Source organism: Salinicola sp. JS01 (assembly GCF_030284585.1).
Taxonomy (GTDB): Bacteria; Pseudomonadota; Gammaproteobacteria; order Pseudomonadales; family Halomonadaceae; genus Salinicola.
Map to the genome: position 1 here is coordinate 2,287,589 of NZ_CP127244.1, position 15,402 is coordinate 2,302,990.

At 66.5% G+C, this 15,402-nt stretch carries 13 protein-coding genes and 1 riboswitch; of the genes, 9 read left to right on the top strand and 4 right to left on the bottom strand.

Translation table 11 applies throughout. The annotated features are described in order from the left end of the window. Positions 1-2 precede the first annotated feature (2 nt). The 4 genes from QO259_RS10530 to QO259_RS10545 are packed head-to-tail and all read right to left on the bottom strand — an operon-like array spanning position 3 to position 5,135. Positions 3-1,031 (bottom strand): FecCD family ABC transporter permease, encoded by a 1,029-nt coding sequence (locus QO259_RS10530; RefSeq protein ID WP_285949944.1) that lies wholly within the window; start codon positions 1,029-1,031, stop codon positions 3-5. Then, a complete protein-coding gene (locus QO259_RS10535) occupies positions 1,024-2,010 on the bottom strand; it encodes a FecCD family ABC transporter permease (protein ID WP_285949945.1) in 987 nt (328 codons plus the stop codon). Before QO259_RS10535 ends, QO259_RS10530 begins: the two co-directional genes overlap by 8 nt. Then, positions 2,007-2,948, bottom strand: a complete 942-nt coding sequence (locus QO259_RS10540; RefSeq protein WP_285949946.1) for an ABC transporter substrate-binding protein — start codon at positions 2,946-2,948, stop codon at positions 2,007-2,009. Before QO259_RS10540 ends, QO259_RS10535 begins: the two co-directional genes overlap by 4 nt. Before the next feature lie 54 nt (positions 2,949-3,002). Continuing rightward, positions 3,003-5,135 (bottom strand): TonB-dependent receptor, encoded by a 2,133-nt coding sequence (locus QO259_RS10545; protein WP_285949947.1) that lies wholly within the window; start codon positions 5,133-5,135, stop codon positions 3,003-3,005. A gap of 321 nt (positions 5,136-5,456) precedes the next feature. Between QO259_RS10545 and QO259_RS10550 the strand changes: the two genes are divergently transcribed. The 9 genes from QO259_RS10550 (at position 5,457) to QO259_RS10590 (ending at position 15,397) form a co-directional block, all read left to right on the top strand. Then, positions 5,457-6,266, top strand: coding sequence for a glycerophosphodiester phosphodiesterase family protein (locus tag QO259_RS10550; protein ID WP_285949948.1), 810 nt, complete (start codon positions 5,457-5,459; stop codon positions 6,264-6,266). Between the two features lie 105 nt (positions 6,267-6,371). Further along, complete coding sequence (locus QO259_RS10555) at positions 6,372-7,190, top strand: motility protein A (RefSeq protein WP_207037113.1); 819 nt, start codon at positions 6,372-6,374, stop codon at positions 7,188-7,190. After that, a complete protein-coding gene (locus QO259_RS10560; RefSeq protein WP_285949949.1) occupies positions 7,187-8,035 on the top strand; it encodes an OmpA family protein in 849 nt (282 codons plus the stop codon). Before QO259_RS10555 ends, QO259_RS10560 begins: the two co-directional genes overlap by 4 nt. 47 nt (positions 8,036-8,082) lie before the next feature. Continuing rightward, positions 8,083-8,303, top strand: a riboswitch (cobalamin riboswitch). A 178-nt stretch (positions 8,304-8,481) separates the two neighbouring features. Next, the gene (locus tag QO259_RS10565; RefSeq protein WP_285949950.1) at positions 8,482-10,326 is read left to right on the top strand and encodes a TonB-dependent receptor domain-containing protein; all 1,845 of its coding nucleotides are present in this window, start codon (positions 8,482-8,484) and stop codon (positions 10,324-10,326) included. 172 nt (positions 10,327-10,498) lie between these two features. Then, positions 10,499-11,596: a PA0069 family radical SAM protein gene (locus QO259_RS10570; RefSeq protein ID WP_285949951.1), complete on the top strand. Its 1,098-nt coding sequence runs from the start codon at positions 10,499-10,501 to the stop codon at positions 11,594-11,596. A gap of 269 nt (positions 11,597-11,865) precedes the next feature. Then, on the top strand, positions 11,866-12,645 hold the full coding sequence (locus tag QO259_RS10575; RefSeq protein ID WP_285949952.1) for a glycosyltransferase family 2 protein: 780 nt from the start codon (positions 11,866-11,868) through the stop codon (positions 12,643-12,645). Next, positions 12,642-12,935, top strand: a complete 294-nt coding sequence (locus QO259_RS10580) for a lipid-A-disaccharide synthase N-terminal domain-containing protein (RefSeq protein ID WP_106419978.1) — start codon at positions 12,642-12,644, stop codon at positions 12,933-12,935. Before QO259_RS10575 ends, QO259_RS10580 begins: the two co-directional genes overlap by 4 nt. A 16-nt stretch (positions 12,936-12,951) precedes the next feature. Then, a complete protein-coding gene (locus QO259_RS10585; RefSeq protein ID WP_285949953.1) occupies positions 12,952-14,685 on the top strand; it encodes an ArnT family glycosyltransferase in 1,734 nt (577 codons plus the stop codon). 217 nt (positions 14,686-14,902) lie between these two features. Continuing rightward, on the top strand, positions 14,903-15,397 hold the full coding sequence (locus QO259_RS10590; RefSeq protein ID WP_285949954.1) for a GNAT family N-acetyltransferase: 495 nt from the start codon (positions 14,903-14,905) through the stop codon (positions 15,395-15,397). Positions 15,398-15,402: the final 5 nt, after the last annotated feature.

The following is a 15,402-nucleotide window of genomic DNA, read 5'->3' on the forward strand; positions in this document are numbered from 1 at the left end:
CGTCAGCGTGCCTGTTTCATCATCAATCCCAGAAAGAACGGCGCTCCGATGGCCGCCACGAAGAGCCCCGCCGGCAGATCCAGCGGCGGAAACAGCAGCCGCCCGGCAAGATCTGCCGCCATCGTCATGCCCGCGCCGACCAGGATTGCCATGACGATCTGCGCCGCGCCCGGCTGGCGCAACAGAAGTCTCGCCACATGCGGTGCCACCAGGCCGACGAAAGCCATCGCCCCACCCCAGGCCACCGCGATACCCGCCAACCCCGCTGCCAGCAGGATCAACAGCGTGCGTGTCCACTGTACCCGCACCCCGATACCCACCGCCAAGCCGTCGTCCAGCGGCGCCAGCAAGGCAAGACGCACCAATGGCATCAGCGCCACGAGCGCCACACCGAAGCAAGCCGCGAGCCACCCGACATCGGACCAGTTGCCGCCGTAAACGCTACCGGTCAGCCATACGTAGGCCGACAGTGTGGTGGTGAGCGGACTGGACACCAGCACGAAGGTCGTCACCGCACTCAGCAGCGTCGACAGTCCGATGCCCATCAGCACCAGCCGCAGCGGCGTCGCCCCCCCGCGCCAGGCCGCCAGCATCACCAGCAGTACCGCGAGCAGCGCCCCGAGGGCCGCCGCCAGCGGCATCCAGGCGGTGCCGACATCGGCGGCCAAGAATGCCAGATAGCCGACCGCCAAAGTCGCGGCGCCGGCGGTCACGCCCAAGGTATCCGGCGACGCCAGCGGGTTGCGCATGACCTGCTGCAGCAACCAGCCAGAAAGCGCCAGGGCCGCCCCCACCAGCGCTCCCAGCAGCGTCCGTGGCAGGCGCAGCTGCCACAGGATCAGGCCAGCGCCGCTATCGGGCGAGCGCAGTGCCACCAGCCACTGCGGCGCAGACACGGCAGCCTCGCCGAGAGCCAGCGAGGCCAGCAGAATCAGCAGTACCACCAACAGTGCCAGCGCCACACGGCGCCACGCTCGCCAGGTAACGACACGCGAAAAGGGTCCAAGGCGCAGCGCGCGAGCCTCACCCATGGCGGCCCCCCTGGCGACGCACCAGTGCCATGAACACCGGCGCCCCGAGTAGCGCCGTCATCACGCCGATGGGCACTTCCCGGGGCGGAATCAGGGTCCGCGCCATCACGTCCGCGACGAGCAGCAGCATGGCACCCAGCAGCGCCGCCAGCGGCAGCCAGTGGCGATGATCCGGCCCTGCCAGACGTCGCGCCAGGTGCGGCACTATCAGCCCGATGAAGACGATATTGCCCGCCATCGCCACCGCCGCGCCCGCCAACAGCACCACACACACGACCGAGATCAGTTGCAGGCGCCGCACCGAGATACCGGCGCCGACTGCCACCGCCTCCCCCGCCGCCAGCACGTTCCACTGCCGCAGACAGGGCCAGCACGCCAGCAGTGCCGCCAGCGTGATCAGCATCAGCGGCCAGACCTGCGTCAACGGCCGGGCCGCGACCGACCCTGCCAACCAGAACAGCATCGTATCCAGCCCCTGCTGATCGATCACCAGCAGCGCCTGACTGAAAGCATGGAACAGCGCACTCAACGCGGCGCCGGCCAGGATCAGTCGCAGCGGCCCACTCGGGGCTGCTGGACGCATGGCTATCGCCCAGACCGCCAGTGCCGCCAGCGCCGCGCCTGCGAAGGCGCCGCCGCTCGCCAGCCACGCTGGCAAGCCGCTCCCCAAGGTGGCCAGACAGACCACCACCAGCAGCGCGCCAGCGTTGACGCCGAGCAGCCCAGGCGATGCCAACGGATTGCGTGTCAGGGTCTGCATGATACCGCCGGCCACGCCCAACCCTGCGCCCACCGTCAGTGCCACCAGGGTGCGAGCCATACGGGTGGTACGAATGAGCAGATCATCGACATCGGTCGGTGACGGCGACCACAGCGCCTGCCATACCTGCAGCGGGCTGGACCAGTGAGCCCCCGCCATCAGGCTCACCACCACGGCGATGGCCAGTCCGACGATAGCCAGAATCGTGCGCAGGCTCATGCCGAGGCCTCGGTGGTATCCAGCCAGGCATCCAGGTCGTCGAGCATGCCGAAGACGCCCAGGATGCCCCCGGAGAGACTCCAGGCTACCGGATCGACCTGCCAGACACGTCCCTGACGCACCGCCGCCAGACGCTGCCAAAGTGGATGCCCGCGCAGACGTCCGTAGTGCTCGCGCGCGGGCCGGTCGCGCGGCTGTAGCAGGAAGAAGACGTCGGCGTCGAGCGCCGGCAGGCTCTCCACGCCGCTCAGTGTCAACAGCACCCCAGGCTGCCCCTCGACCTGTAGGGGCCAACCAAACCCGAGCTGGGTCAGTACCGAGCCGCCGAAGCTGGGCGCCAGGTAGCTGCGAATCTCGCCGGCCCTGACATCGAGCAGCGCCACAGTCAGCGGCCAGCGCGCGCCGAAACGTTGCTGCAGTCGTGCGCGTAGTCCCGCCATGCGCGATGCCAGCACCCGCTGCAGAGACTCGGCCCGAGCCTGGCGGTCGAGTGCCTGCGCCATCGTCTCGAGGGTATATCGATAGTGGTAGATATCATCCAGCAGCGTCAGCGGAGCCAGCGCCGACAGCAGCGGCGCGATACGCTGATGACGGAAACGCGAAGCCACGATCAGATCCGGCTCCAGCAGTGCGATCCGCTCCAGGTTGGGCTGTGTCTCCAACCCCAGAAGCGCAGACTGGGCCAGCGCCGGGCGCAGATAGGGGTAGATCGGCTGATACTGCCATGACAGTACCACCCCGACCGGAACCACGCCGAGCGCCACCGCGGTATCGGTGGCCCCCTGGAACAGCGTGACGATCCGCTGTGTTCGGCGCGGCGCGCTTGGCTCTTCCTGGCGCGTGATGCCGGCACGCGCCAGCGCCGGCATGGCACCCAATGCCAGCGTCGGCATGGCGCCCAGTGCCAGCGCCCGGGCCATGAACTCACGACGTTTCATCGCGGGTCCGCTCGATCACTCGGCACGCCAGCCCGGCTGATATCGTCGGCGACATCAAAAGTCCACGCTGTAGCCCAGGGTCATAGTCCGCCCTCGCCCTGCGAAGTAGCGTTCGTTCATATAGTCCGCATTGGGACTATCCAGCGCACTCTGCGAGTAGTAGGTGATGTACTGCTTGTCGAACAGGTTAGCGACGGCGAGATTCAACTGCCCCACCGGTAGCCGATAGCCGACGGCGGCATCGACCAGGGTGTAACCGTCGAAGTCGGTGTCCCAGCCATTGCTGCTGTCGTCGAAATCCTTGTCGAAAGCGTGATCGATCTGCACGAACGACGTCCAGCGCGGAGACCACCGGGCGCTCCAGCTCGCGACCAGCCGGTCCGGCGCCACGTTGAGCCCGTTCAGCTTGGCATCCAGGGTGCCATTGTCGTCACTGTCGTAACGTCCCTTCATGTGGGAGTAGCCAAGCCGGGCGCTGTGCCGGTCGTTGAAGCGATAGCCGACGGACGCCTCGATGCCTTCGATCTCGGTCTTCTCTCGCTGCATCACGAAGGCGTCGTTGCGGGTCGTCAGGCGCGTGCCATAGTCGGAAGACGACACGTAATAGCTCAGCTCGGCATTGAGGCGACCATCGTCATAGCGCACCCCGGTCTCGATATTGTCGGTCACGATGGGGCGCAGATTCTCGAAGCTGTCGACCGACTGTCCGGGCGTGTCGATACCGCGCAGCACGCGGCCGACATCGGGAATGGCAAACCCTTCGGAATAGCTGGTGAACAGGCTCCAGTGTTTCACCGGTCGCCATACCACACCGGCGTTGTAGAGGGTCTCGTCGAAGTCGGGGGAGCCGCCGTCTACCCGCACACCGTTGTTGGCGGCCACCGTGCGATAGCTATCGACGTCGAGCTTGGCGTATTCGTAACGCGCCCCGGCCGAGAAGGTCAGCGACTCGATCGGGCTAAAGTCGATCTGGGCGAACGGAGACAGATCGGTGTATTTCACCTTCGGCACGTAGGTGCGATCGGTGCCCCACAGATACTGCTCGGTATCGTCGCGCATGGCGTCGAAGCCGAAGGTCAGCTTGATCCGGTCATCCCACAGCCCCTCCTTGGTCAGCGAGGTCTTGATGCCGTACTTGCGGGTCTCGGCCATGGTCTGGTCGTAGAGCGTCCCGACCGGCGCGATCGCGGGATCCTGGAAGGTGCCGGAGTTGGTCGCCCCGAACAGTGATTCGTAATCCTGGTAGAAGCCCAGCACATTGAGATGCATGCCGGCGAGATCGTAATCGTCCCAGGTGACGCCAGTGGTCCAGACACTGTTGAAGGGCGCCGAGCCTTCTGGATCGCCACGGCGCGAGGTCGTGGGGACACCGGCGTTACGATCACCAAGCACGCTGACGTAATCGTTCTGCCCCTCGATGCGATAGCGATTGACACTCAACTGCAGACGCCGGTCTTCATCGAACCAGTAAGCGATCTTCCCGAAGACATCGTAGGCGCGGGAGTTCATCAGGTCGCCCTGGGTATTGTCGACGCCGATCGCATCACCCTTCCCATCCAGGAACAGCCCCTGGTCCTCGTAGCTCAACGAGAACAGGTAGTCGACCGGCCCACGATTGCCGCTGACCGCGTAGTTGGTGCGGTAACTGTTGGTATCGCCATCCAGCTTGGAGGTCGGCGTGGTGAGCTGGGCCTCGAAGTGCTGATTGAGCGAGCCCGGCTCGGGGCGTTTGGTGATCAGGTTGATCACCCCGCCGGCGGCGCCCAGACCGTTGGTGGCGTTGGCCCCCTTGATCACCTCGATATGATCGATCATCGAGAAGTCGATGGTGTGCAGCTCGCGCCCCGTGGGCCGCAGCGGATTGGACTGCGGGATACCATCGATCATCACCAGCGGCGTGCGTCCGCGCAGGGTCTCGCCACTTCCGCTCATCTTCTGGCGCGGCGGTGAATAGTCCGGCAGCAGGTTGCTGAGTATCTCGGAGGAGTCGGAAGTGATGCGTCGCTGCTGTTCCAGCTCCTGGCGTGAAATCACCCGGATCACCTGCGGGGAGTCCTGCTGTTCGGCACCCGAGCGCGTCGCTGTCACCACCAGCGGTTGTTGATCGGCACCGTCTGCCATCACACCCGGCGACGCCATCAGTGTCGCTAGTGCGCCCCAGACCATGCCGGTTCCCTTTGATCCCATGTCTCGCCTCTTGTTTTCGATTCTTGTCGAGTCGTCACGCGCTCCAGCCAGCCACCGCCGTGAACGCCGGCGGATTATTGCAAATGAAATGCATAATTATCAACGAATGAGAATCGTTTGTTTTTGAATGAATCGACATTGCCCTCTACGGCTGTCTGCGCAAGCAACGCGAGGGGCCGCCCGCAAATAATCCGCGCGCCGTCTTGACGCCGACCGCGGCGTGGACGAAGGTCAAGCCTGATTTCGGGGCGTCGCCCCGGCGCCTGCGTGCGACACCCGCCGGCCAGCCCCCGCTTACCTCTCACCGGAGACCCTAGACGCATGACACAGAGTTCGTCCCCTCAGCCCACCCCGGGCGATGGACCCCGCTATATCGCGCACCGTGGTCTCTCCGCGCGCGCGCCGGAGAATACGCTGGCGGCGGTGCAAGCCGCGCATGCGGCCGGATGCCGGTGGGTAGAGCTGGACGTTCAACTGCTCGGCGACGGCACCCCGGTGCTGTGGCACGACGCCGGGGTCAAGCGCTGCTCCAACGGGCGCGGCAAGCTGTTCCGCTTCGACGCTGCCAGCGCCGCGCGGCTCGACGTGGGCGCCTGGTTCGGTGAGCAGTTCCGCGGCGAGCGCATGGCTACCCTCGAAGCGATGCTGGCGCTGCTCAAGCGTCTCGACATGGGCCTCAATCTGGAGCTCAAGGTGACCCGCGGGCGCAATGCGATCGAGCTGGTCAAGGCGGCACTGCCGCCGACCCTGGAAGCCCTGGCGCCGGAGAAGCTGATCGTCTCTTCGTTCGACCGTCACGCCCTCACCGCAGCTCGGGCGCTGGAGGCGAACCCGGATCGATTGCGCCTGGGCGTGCTCGACGACAAGGCCCCCAAGCGCTGGTGGCGCGAGACCGAGCGGCTCTCCGCCTACAGCCTGCACCTGGACTGGCGCAAGCTGAAGGTCAAGCGCGCCCGCGAGATCGCCGACGAGGAGATCAAGCTGTTCTGCTACACCGCCAACGACCCCGTCGCCTTCGACAAGCTGTGGGAGTGGGGCGTGGACGGCGTGATCAGCGATGACCCGGTGCGCTTCATCGAGCATGCCGGCCAGCAGCAGATCCATGCCGAGTCGCATCGCGGCGGCGTCTGACACAGCGCACGAAAAGCGCCCGTTAGTCGCGTCAGTTAGCGTCTTTGACCGCGACCGCCCCGGGCTATGATGCCAACCTGCCCGTTTCCAGGTTGCGAGCCGTCCATGAATCCCTCCACCCTCATCGGCATGGTCGCCAGTGCGCTGCTGCTGGTGACCGTCGTGCTCTTCACCGCTCAGGCCCCGAGCAGCTTCTTCAATCTGCCGGGGCTGGCGATCGTGCTCACCGGCACCCTGGCCGCCAGCTTCATCAGCTATCCGCTCGCCGAGATGCAGCGCCTGTGCCGCCAGATCGCGGTGGTGTTCCGGCGCGAATCCCAGCAGAGCGAGCTCGATGCCGACCTCGACCAGCTGGTCGAAATGTCGCGCCACTGGAGCCGCGGTAACATCCGCGCCATCGAGAGCGCGCTGGAGGGCGTCACCAACCCCTTCCTGCGCACCGGCATGCAGATGGTGATCGCCAACAGCCGCGAGGAGGAGATTCGCGAGATGCTGCGCTGGCGCATGGTGCGGGTGAAGGCGCGCGAGCGTACCGAGGCGCAGATCCTGCGCACCATGGCGATCTACGCCCCGGCATTCGGCATGCTCGGCACCCTGGTCGGGCTGATCAACATGCTCGAGGTGATCCAGGCCGGCGATCTGACGATCATCGGCCCGCGTCTGGCGGTGGCGTTGATGTCCACCTTCTACGGCATCCTGCTCGCCAACCTGGTATTCAAGCCGATCGCGGTGAAGCTGGAGCGGCGCACCGAGGCGCGACTGATGGCTATGACGATGATCCTCGAGGGCATCATGATGGTGAGCAAGCGTCGCCTGCCCGCGTTCATCGAAGAGGCGCTCAACACCTACCGCGTCGAACACCGCGACGAGATGCGTGATCCGCGCCAGGCCGCGGCCACGGACCTCTCGTCCCCGACCTCATGAGTGGCAGCACGGACTACGCCGCGCGGGGCCCCTTCGCCGAGCTGCTGTTCGACGACGACGCCCTGGCCGAGGGTGGGCGTGGCAGCGAGAGCGACTCCTGGCTGATGAGCTATCTCGACCTGCTGCTGCTGCTGGTCACCTTCTTCGTGCTGATGCTGGCGCTCTACGGCGGCCAGCTCGCCTCCCCCGAGCAACCCACGGCGCCACCAGTGACGCTGGCACTCAAGGTGCCGGCCCCCGTGCCCCCCAAGGCCGCGCCGAGCGCCGCCCAGCTCGGTTTCTATCGTCCGCCGCGCCAGCTGACGGCTGCCCCCGTGGCCAGCGATGTCGGCTTCTACGCGCCGCGCCCGGCACCGCCGCCGCTGGTGCCGATGACACCGCTGCTGTTCGCGGTGCCGCTGTTCGACCTGCCCGACCCGGTGGACGACACGCTGCCGCAGATCGACGGGGTCCAGGTGACCGCGATCCCGCACGGCTTCAATCTGCGCATCCAGGACCATCTGCTGTTCGATTCCAGCGCCGTGGATGTCAGCGACAAGGGGCGCGCGCTGATCGAGAAGATGATTCCGCTGCTGCAGGAGTTCCAGGGCACCATCTCGGTCGAAGGGCATACCGACAGCGTGCCGATCTCGACCCCGCAGTTTCCCTCCAACTGGGAGCTCTCCGCGGCCCGTGCCGCCGCCGTGGTGCGTGCACTGCGTCTGGACGGTATCGATGGCGGTCGTCTGCGCGCCATCGGCTACGCCTCCACCGAGCCGCTGGCCGATAACGACACTCCCGCGGGCCGAGCGCGCAACCGCCGGGTGGAACTGGTACTGCAGGAGACCGGCAGCGACGGCTCGTGAATGGCGCGCGACGCGCCATTTCCCTGGCCGGCGAGAAGCTGCGACAATCCGCGCGTCGAGAGCGACGTGTTCGGGAAACGGGTGAGAGCCCCGTACTGCCCCCGCAACGGTAATCGTGTCAGACACCGGTGGACCTTGTGTGTCCAGCCACTGTGAGCAGCGGTGCTCTTTATTGCGGCGCGCCATCCACTCATGGGAAGGCCCGGTGTCGGGTGATCGAAGATCACCGCGCGTGAGTCCGGAGACCGGCGTCGTTCTCTTCACTGGTTGATGCGGAGGGCTCAAACCAGTGACGACAGCGCACGCCGGCCGCCCAGAATGCGTTGGCCGGCGTATTTCGTCACGCCGTTCCCTCCCATCGCGTCATCGCAACACAAGGAACCGCCCGCAGCGCCACTGCGCCGCGCACGAGAACGGTTCCAATACGCGTTTGGGGATCATCTTTCATGGGTTACCGTCCTACCGCCATGGCCCACGGCGTCGCCATGGCCCTGCTGCTGCCAAGCCTCGGCGCCGCAGCCCAGCAGCTCGACGACGTGCAGGTCACTGCCAACCGGCTGCCGCAGTCGCAGGCCGACGTGCTCGCCAGCACCACCATCATCGACCGCGCGGAGATCGAGCGCAGCCAGGCCGACAGCGTGATCGACCTGCTGCAGAACCGCGCCGGTATCGAAATCACGCAGAACGGCGCGCACGGCACCATTACCAGCCTGTTCATGCGCGGCACCGAATCCGACCACACCCTGGTGCTGGTCGACGGCGTACGCATCAATGCCGCCACCAGCGGCGGCGCCAGCCTGGAGTTCCTGCCGGTCGAGGCGATCCAGCGCATCGAGATCGTGCGCGGCCCGCGCGCTGCCGCCTACGGCGCCGATGCCATCGGCGGCGTGATCCAGATCTTCACCCGGCGCGGCGGCGAAGGGACCCAAGCGGCTCTGTCCCTGCGCGCCGGCGACCAGCACACGCAGAAACAGAACCTGTTCGTTTCCACCGGTGACGCCGCTACCCGCCTCAACGCCAGTCTGTTCCGGCGCGACGGCGACGGCTTCAACGCCCTTGCCAGCGACGCCAGCGGCGAGCGCGATGGCTTCAAGCGCGGCGGGGCTCAGTTAGGGCTATCGCACCGCTTCGGCGCCAACGCCAGTCTGAGCCTGAATGCCCTGCGCCAGGATACCGACGCCGACTACGACGACTGCTTCCCGCTCAATGCCAGCACCGCCAGCAACGACTGCCGCACCGACGGCTATCTGCAGACCTTCGGCGGGCGCTACGATCTGGCTCTGGCGCCCGACTGGGACATGGCGATCACCGCCGGACACTTCGACGAGCGCCGCGAGGAGCGCTATGCCGGCGAGCGCTATAGTGTCACCGAATCGCACCGCAACGAACTCGGCATCCAGCACAGCTTCACCCGCGCCAACGGCGTCGACACCCTGGGGGTGGACTACCGCCAGGAGCATGTCGACTTCGACTCGGCGAGCCCGTTCGCCGGGCGCTACGCCAAGGACAGCCGCGAGAACTACGGCCTCTACGGCATGCTGCAGCGCGAGTACGGGCGCCATGAGCTGAGCGGCTCGCTACGATACGACGACGATTCACGCTTCGGCGACGAAACCACCGGCAGTGCCGGCTACGCCTACCGTCTGACACCGGCACAGCGCCTCGGGCTGGTCTACTCGACCGCCTTCAAGGCGCCCAACCTGATCGATCTCTACGGGCCCTACGGCAGCAACCCCGACCTCGACGCCGAAACCTCGCGCAACCTGGAGGCGTTCTGGGCCATCGAGCATGACGCCTGGCATGCACGCGTCAGCGCCTTCGAGAACCGGATCGACGATCTGATCGCCTTCGACGCGGCCTTCGTGCCCTACAACGTCGACCGCGCGCGTATCCGCGGTGTCGAACTGAGCGGTGGCTGGCAATACGCCGGCCTCTCGCTGCGCGCCAGCCTGACCCATCAGGATCCGGAAGACCGCGATAGCGGCGAGCGGCTGAAGCGCCGAGCCAGAACCTTCGGCCGTCTGGATGCCGACTACGCCTTGGGCGACTGGCGCTACGGCGCCACCCTGCGCGCCGCCGGCGACCGTCGCGATACCCGCTACACCTTCCCCTACGGCGACACCACCGTCAGCGGCTACGGCATCGTGGATCTGCGCACGGCGTGGCAGGTGACGCCGCAGGTCGAACTGTCGGCCAAGCTGGATAACGCCTTCGACCGCGACTACACCCTGGCCGAGGGCTACAACACCCAGGGCCGCTATGTCGAGGCCGGCGTCAAGCTGACGCTGTAACTGTCCATCCCGATGGCGCCCTCATCCATTGGCGGCCTCATCCATTGGTGGCCAACGCCGGGTGAGGGTGTGCTGACGCCACGAGCGGCGCCATGCCTCCACGACCGGCACTTTGCGTCGTGACGACCCCGTGATACTGTATATTTGAACAGCTTCCGATCACGGAGTCGTCATGTCGTCTCCCACCCCACCGCGCGATCCCTACGCCGCGTCACCGGGCCCGCTCAAGGGCCGCGGCGCGACCTTCAATCCGCATAACCGCTTTCAGCCGAGCCATACCGAAGCCTTCGACGATGGCTGGTGGCAGGAAGCGCTGCCGCAACGCATACCCACCCAGATCCAGCACGAGACGCCGCGCAGCGCGCTCTCCTGGAACCACTCCCCGGACCTGGGCTTCGACCGCTCGCTCAACCCCTATCGCGGCTGCGAGCACGGCTGCATCTACTGCTATGCCCGCCCCAGTCACGCCTACTGGGATCTGTCACCGGGCATCGACTTCGAGACCCGGCTGATCGCCAAGCAAGGGATGGCGGCGCGGCTGCGCGAGGAGCTGTGCAAGCCCGGCTATCGCTGCCAGCCGATCAATCTCTCCGGCAACACCGACTGCTACCAGCCGATCGAGGCCGAGTACGGCACCACCCGCGAGCTGCTGGCGCTGCTGCTCGAGTGCCGTCATCCGGTCACGCTGGTGACCAAGAGCGCGCTGATCCTGCGGGATCGCGACCTGCTGGCCGCACTCGCCGAGCAGCGCCTGGTGCGCGTCTTCATCAGCCTCACCAGCCTGGACAACGAGCTCAAGCGCACGCTGGAGCCGCGCACCGCCTCGCCGGCGGCCCGACTCAAGACACTGAGCGAACTCGCCGCCGCGGGCATTCCGGTAGGCGCCCTGCTGGCGCCGGTGATTCCGGCGATCAACGACCACGAGATAGAGACACTGCTCGAACGCGCAGCCGAAGCCGGCGCCACCAGCGCCAGCTGGACCCTGTTGCGTCTGCCACGGGAGGTGGCACCGCTGTTCGAGGCGTGGCTGCAAGCCCACTACCCTGAGCGCGCCGGCAAGGTGATGAGTCTGATCCGCCAGTCGCGCGGCGGCGCCAGCAACGACAGCCGCTTCGGCCACCGTATGCGCGGCGAAGGGATCTTCGTCGACATGATCGATCAGCGCTTTCGCCGTGCCGCCGGTCGCCTGGGCCTGCAGCGGCGCCCAGACCAGGGGCTCGACATCCGCCATTTTCGCCCGCCCCACCGCCAGCAGGATCTGTTCCGTTGAGCTTCTGCTCGCGCCGCCAGCGTGGCACGATAAGGGTTCCGCGTTCCTGAGAATCCGCGTTCTTAAGATTCCTTTAAGTCATGGCCTCGATCATGGCGACATTCGCATTCGATGGTCGCAAAACCTGTGCCATCGTTTGCCTTTTGCTCACTCTCCTTTCATAAAGGGCGGGTCTCCAGCGCACGGCCGGCGTGCCCTCTTGCCAGGAGCGGCAAGGGCGGCATGGCGGAGCGTCCAATAAAAGTCCCATCGCCAGGAACTCAGCGTCAATGCATTCTCCACAGCTCTCGATTCTCATTCCCGCCAAGGACGAAGTCGGCAATCTGCCGGGGCTACTCGACGAAATCTCCCGCGCCCTGCAGGAGATCGAGCACGAAGTGATCGTGGTCGACGACGCCTCCAGCGACGGCTCCTGGGAGATGCTGACGCGCCGCGCCGCGGCCGATTCGCGCCTGCGCCCGCTGCGCCATGCGCGAAGCGCCGGCCAGAGCACCTCGGTGTGGCAGGCGGCCTGGGCCGCCCGCGGCACTTGGCTTGCGACCCTCGATGGTGACGGCCAGAACGACCCCGCCGATCTGCCGCGACTGTTCGAGCGCGCCTGTCGGGGCGATGTGGTGATGGTCGCCGGTCACCGCACCAATCGCCGTGATGACTGGCTCAAGCGGGTCTCGTCGAAGGTCGCCAACCGGGTCCGCTCGGCGCTGCTCAACGATGCCACCCCGGATACCGGCTGCGGGCTGAAGATCGTGCGCCGCGACGCTTTCCTCAACCTGCCCTACTTCGACCATATGCACCGCTTTCTGCCGGCGCTGGTGCGGGCCCAGGGCGGCGAGTGCGTGTCGCTGCCGGTCAATCACCGCCCTCGCGGCACCGGGGCCTCGCACTACGGTCTCAATAACCGTCTGTGGGTCGGTCTGGTCGATATGGTCGGGGTGATGTGGCTGCGCCGGCGCAGCCGCCTGCCCGCGGCGATCGAGCCGCTGGCAATGACCGAGCGCCCGGCCGCGACGGTGGCACCCGAACATCTCGACGGGGAGGCCCGCGCATGAGTGCCGAGTGGGTGTGGGTAGCGATCGGATTCGTCGGTCAGGCGCTGTTCTCGGCGCGCTTCATCGTCCAGTGGCTGGCCAGCGAGCGCGCCCGGCGCAGTATCGTACCGGTCGCCTTCTGGTTCTTCAGCCTGGGCGGCGGCGCTACACTGCTCGCCTATGCCCTCTATCGGCGCGACCCGGTGTTCATCGCCGGCCAGGGCGCCGGGCTGATCATCTATGTCCGCAATCTGATGCTGATTCGCCGCGAGAAGCGCGAAAGCGCCGCCCCCAGCCAATCCTCGTCCTGAGCGGATGCCCAAGACCATGCGATCTTTCCTCGACGACCCTTCCCAGGCGCATTACCGGCGCGCCTGGCTGCTGCTGTTACTGCTGGCGATCGTGCTGCTGGGTATCGGTATCGGGCTGCGCGACCCCTGGCCTGCCGACGAGCCGCGCTTCGCCCTCAATGCGCTGGAGATGCTGCGTACCGGCCAGTTCTGGTTCCCCCATCGCGGCGGCGAGCTCTATCCCGACAAGCCCCCGGTATTCATGTGGGCCTCGGCGCTCTCGATCTGGCTGACCGGTTCGGTACGCCTGGGTTTTCTGATCCCTACCGCGCTCAGTGCCCTGGGCGCCCTGCTGCTGGTGGTCGACCTCGGCCGGCGCCTGCATGGGCGGCGTGTCGCACTGCTCTCGGGGCTGGCGCTGCTGACCGCGTTCCAGTTCGTGCTGCAGGCCAAGACCGCGCAGATCGACATGATGCTGACCTTCTTCACCACCCTGGGCGCCTACGGGCTGCTGCGCCACGCCCTGCTCGGCCCGGCCCGCCGCTGGTGGCTGATCGGCTGGGCGGCAATGGGTATCGGGGTGATCACCAAGGGCGTGGGTATCCTGCCGCTGGCGCTGCTACCAGCATGGCTGTGGTTCGGCTATCGCGGCCGAGCGGTGCGCCTCGGCCTCAAGGAACTGCTGCTGGGGCTGGGAGTGATGCTCGCCTGCATCGCCGCCTGGGCCATCCCCATGATGCTGATGGCCAGCTTCAGCGGCGACCCGGCGCTCGCCGCCTACCGCGACAATATCCTGTTCAAGCAGACCGGCCAGCGCTACGCCGACTCCTGGACCCATCTGGAGCCGTGGTACTACTACGTCGTCAAGGTGCTGCCATGGGCCTGGATGCCGCTGGTGCTGGCGCTGCCGTGGGCGCTGCCGGCGTGGTGGCATCGCCTCAAGCGCAGTGATGCGCGGGTCTGGATGCCGCTCAGCGCGGTCATCCTGATCGTGGTGTTCTTCTCACTCTCGCCGGGCAAGCGCGGCGTCTACATGCTGCCCACGCTGCCACTGCTGGTGATGGCGCTGGCGCCGCTGCTGCCCGGGCTGATCCGGCGCCGCGGCCTGCATCGCGCCGCCTTCGTGGTGCTGGCGCTGCTCGCCGGCCTACTGCTGCTCGCCGGTATACTCGGCGCATTCGGCCTGCCGGCGCTGGCACGGGTGGCCGAGCGTCATCAGGTCGACCCCTGGGCCTGGTGGATCGTGATCGGCGCGCTGGGGGTCGGCCTGCTGGCCTGGACCCGCCCGGCGCGCGGGCTGTGGGCGCTGGGCGGCTGGCTGGCGCTGTTCTGGCTCAGCTGGTCCACCTGGGGCTATGCGCTGCAGGATCACGCCCGCTCACCGCGCGACATGATGACCCAGGTTGCCGCGATCACCGGGCCCCAGGCGTGGCTGGGGCTGCCCGACTTCGACGAGGAGTTCCTGCTCCAGGCGCGCCAGCCCAGCGTCCAGTTCGGTGACAAGACCCCGGCCAGCCAGCAGTTCCAGCGCGCCTTCGCCTGGCTCAAGCAGGGTGATGACCGCTGGCTGTTCGCGATGGAGCGCCAGGCCAAGGACTATCCGTGTATCGCGCGCGATCAGATCACCGACATGGGCGTGCAAAACGGTGACGACTGGTGGCTGATTCCTGCCCGTGCCGCGATCCAGTGCCAGGGCGACCCCAATGCCGCCCCAGTGTTCGTCGCCCCCACCACCCTGCCCGACCCTGACGGCAAAGCCCCGCGCTTGTGAGTCCCGCCCCCGGCCCAAGGGCCGGGGAGTCACTTTTCGTGTCCTAGGCGTTCTCCCGAAGCAGTATCCCGAAGGATTGGCAGATCCGGCGATTTCTGAGAAAAGGGAGAAGGGAGTGACGCCTCTGCTCGGCCTAGCGCGCACTTCCTCGCCCATTAGGTTCAGCCTTCGATCTGAGTTGTTCCGACGTTATTCGCTTTTGCCCGAGAACCGATTCATGAGCCAGGTCACGATCCGTCACGCGACACCAGACGATGCTGCGGCGCTGACGCACATCTACAGTCAGCCAGAAACTCAGTCAGATACCCTCCATTTGCCTTATCAGTCACCCACCCTTTGGCAACAACGGCTAACGGAGGCGCGCCCCAGTCTTGTCATTCTGGTGGCCTGTATCGAGACCCGCGTGGTGGGGCAACTCACGCTGGAGGGCTTCACCGTGGCACGGCGCCGGCATGGCGCGACCATCGGCATGGGCGTCGATCCGGCATTTCATCGACGGGGTATCGGCAAGGCGCTGATGGCCGCCATGGTCGACCTGTGTGATAACTGGCTGCAGATCACGCGGATCGAATTGACGGTGTTCGTCGATAATCAAAAAGCGATCGGTCTCTACCAGCAATTCGGTTTCGACATCGAAGGCACCGCCAAGCGCTACGCCATGCGTGATGGGGAAATGATCGATGCCTACTATATGGCGAGACTGAAAGACTGAATGTC

Coding starts and splice junctions, on each gene's coding strand:
- QO259_RS10555 (WP_207037113.1), top strand. CDS start 6,372: ATGAATCCCTCCACCCTCATCGGCATGGTCGCCAGTGCGCTGCTGCTG.
- QO259_RS10550 (WP_285949948.1), top strand. CDS start 5,457: ATGACACAGAGTTCGTCCCCTCAGCCCACCCCGGGCGATGGACCCCGC.
- QO259_RS10570 (WP_285949951.1), top strand. CDS start 10,499: ATGTCGTCTCCCACCCCACCGCGCGATCCCTACGCCGCGTCACCGGGC.
- QO259_RS10585 (WP_285949953.1), top strand. CDS start 12,952: ATGCGATCTTTCCTCGACGACCCTTCCCAGGCGCATTACCGGCGCGCC.
- QO259_RS10535 (WP_285949945.1), bottom strand. CDS start 2,010: ATGAGCCTGCGCACGATTCTGGCTATCGTCGGACTGGCCATCGCCGTG.
- QO259_RS10590 (WP_285949954.1), top strand. CDS start 14,903: ATGAGCCAGGTCACGATCCGTCACGCGACACCAGACGATGCTGCGGCG.
- QO259_RS10560 (WP_285949949.1), top strand. CDS start 7,187: ATGAGTGGCAGCACGGACTACGCCGCGCGGGGCCCCTTCGCCGAGCTG.
- QO259_RS10545 (WP_285949947.1), bottom strand. CDS start 5,135: ATGGGATCAAAGGGAACCGGCATGGTCTGGGGCGCACTAGCGACACTG.
- QO259_RS10540 (WP_285949946.1), bottom strand. CDS start 2,948: ATGAAACGTCGTGAGTTCATGGCCCGGGCGCTGGCACTGGGCGCCATG.
- QO259_RS10530 (WP_285949944.1), bottom strand. CDS start 1,031: ATGGGTGAGGCTCGCGCGCTGCGCCTTGGACCCTTTTCGCGTGTCGTT.
- QO259_RS10565 (WP_285949950.1), top strand. CDS start 8,482: ATGGGTTACCGTCCTACCGCCATGGCCCACGGCGTCGCCATGGCCCTG.
- QO259_RS10580 (WP_106419978.1), top strand. CDS start 12,642: ATGAGTGCCGAGTGGGTGTGGGTAGCGATCGGATTCGTCGGTCAGGCG.
- QO259_RS10575 (WP_285949952.1), top strand. CDS start 11,866: ATGCATTCTCCACAGCTCTCGATTCTCATTCCCGCCAAGGACGAAGTC.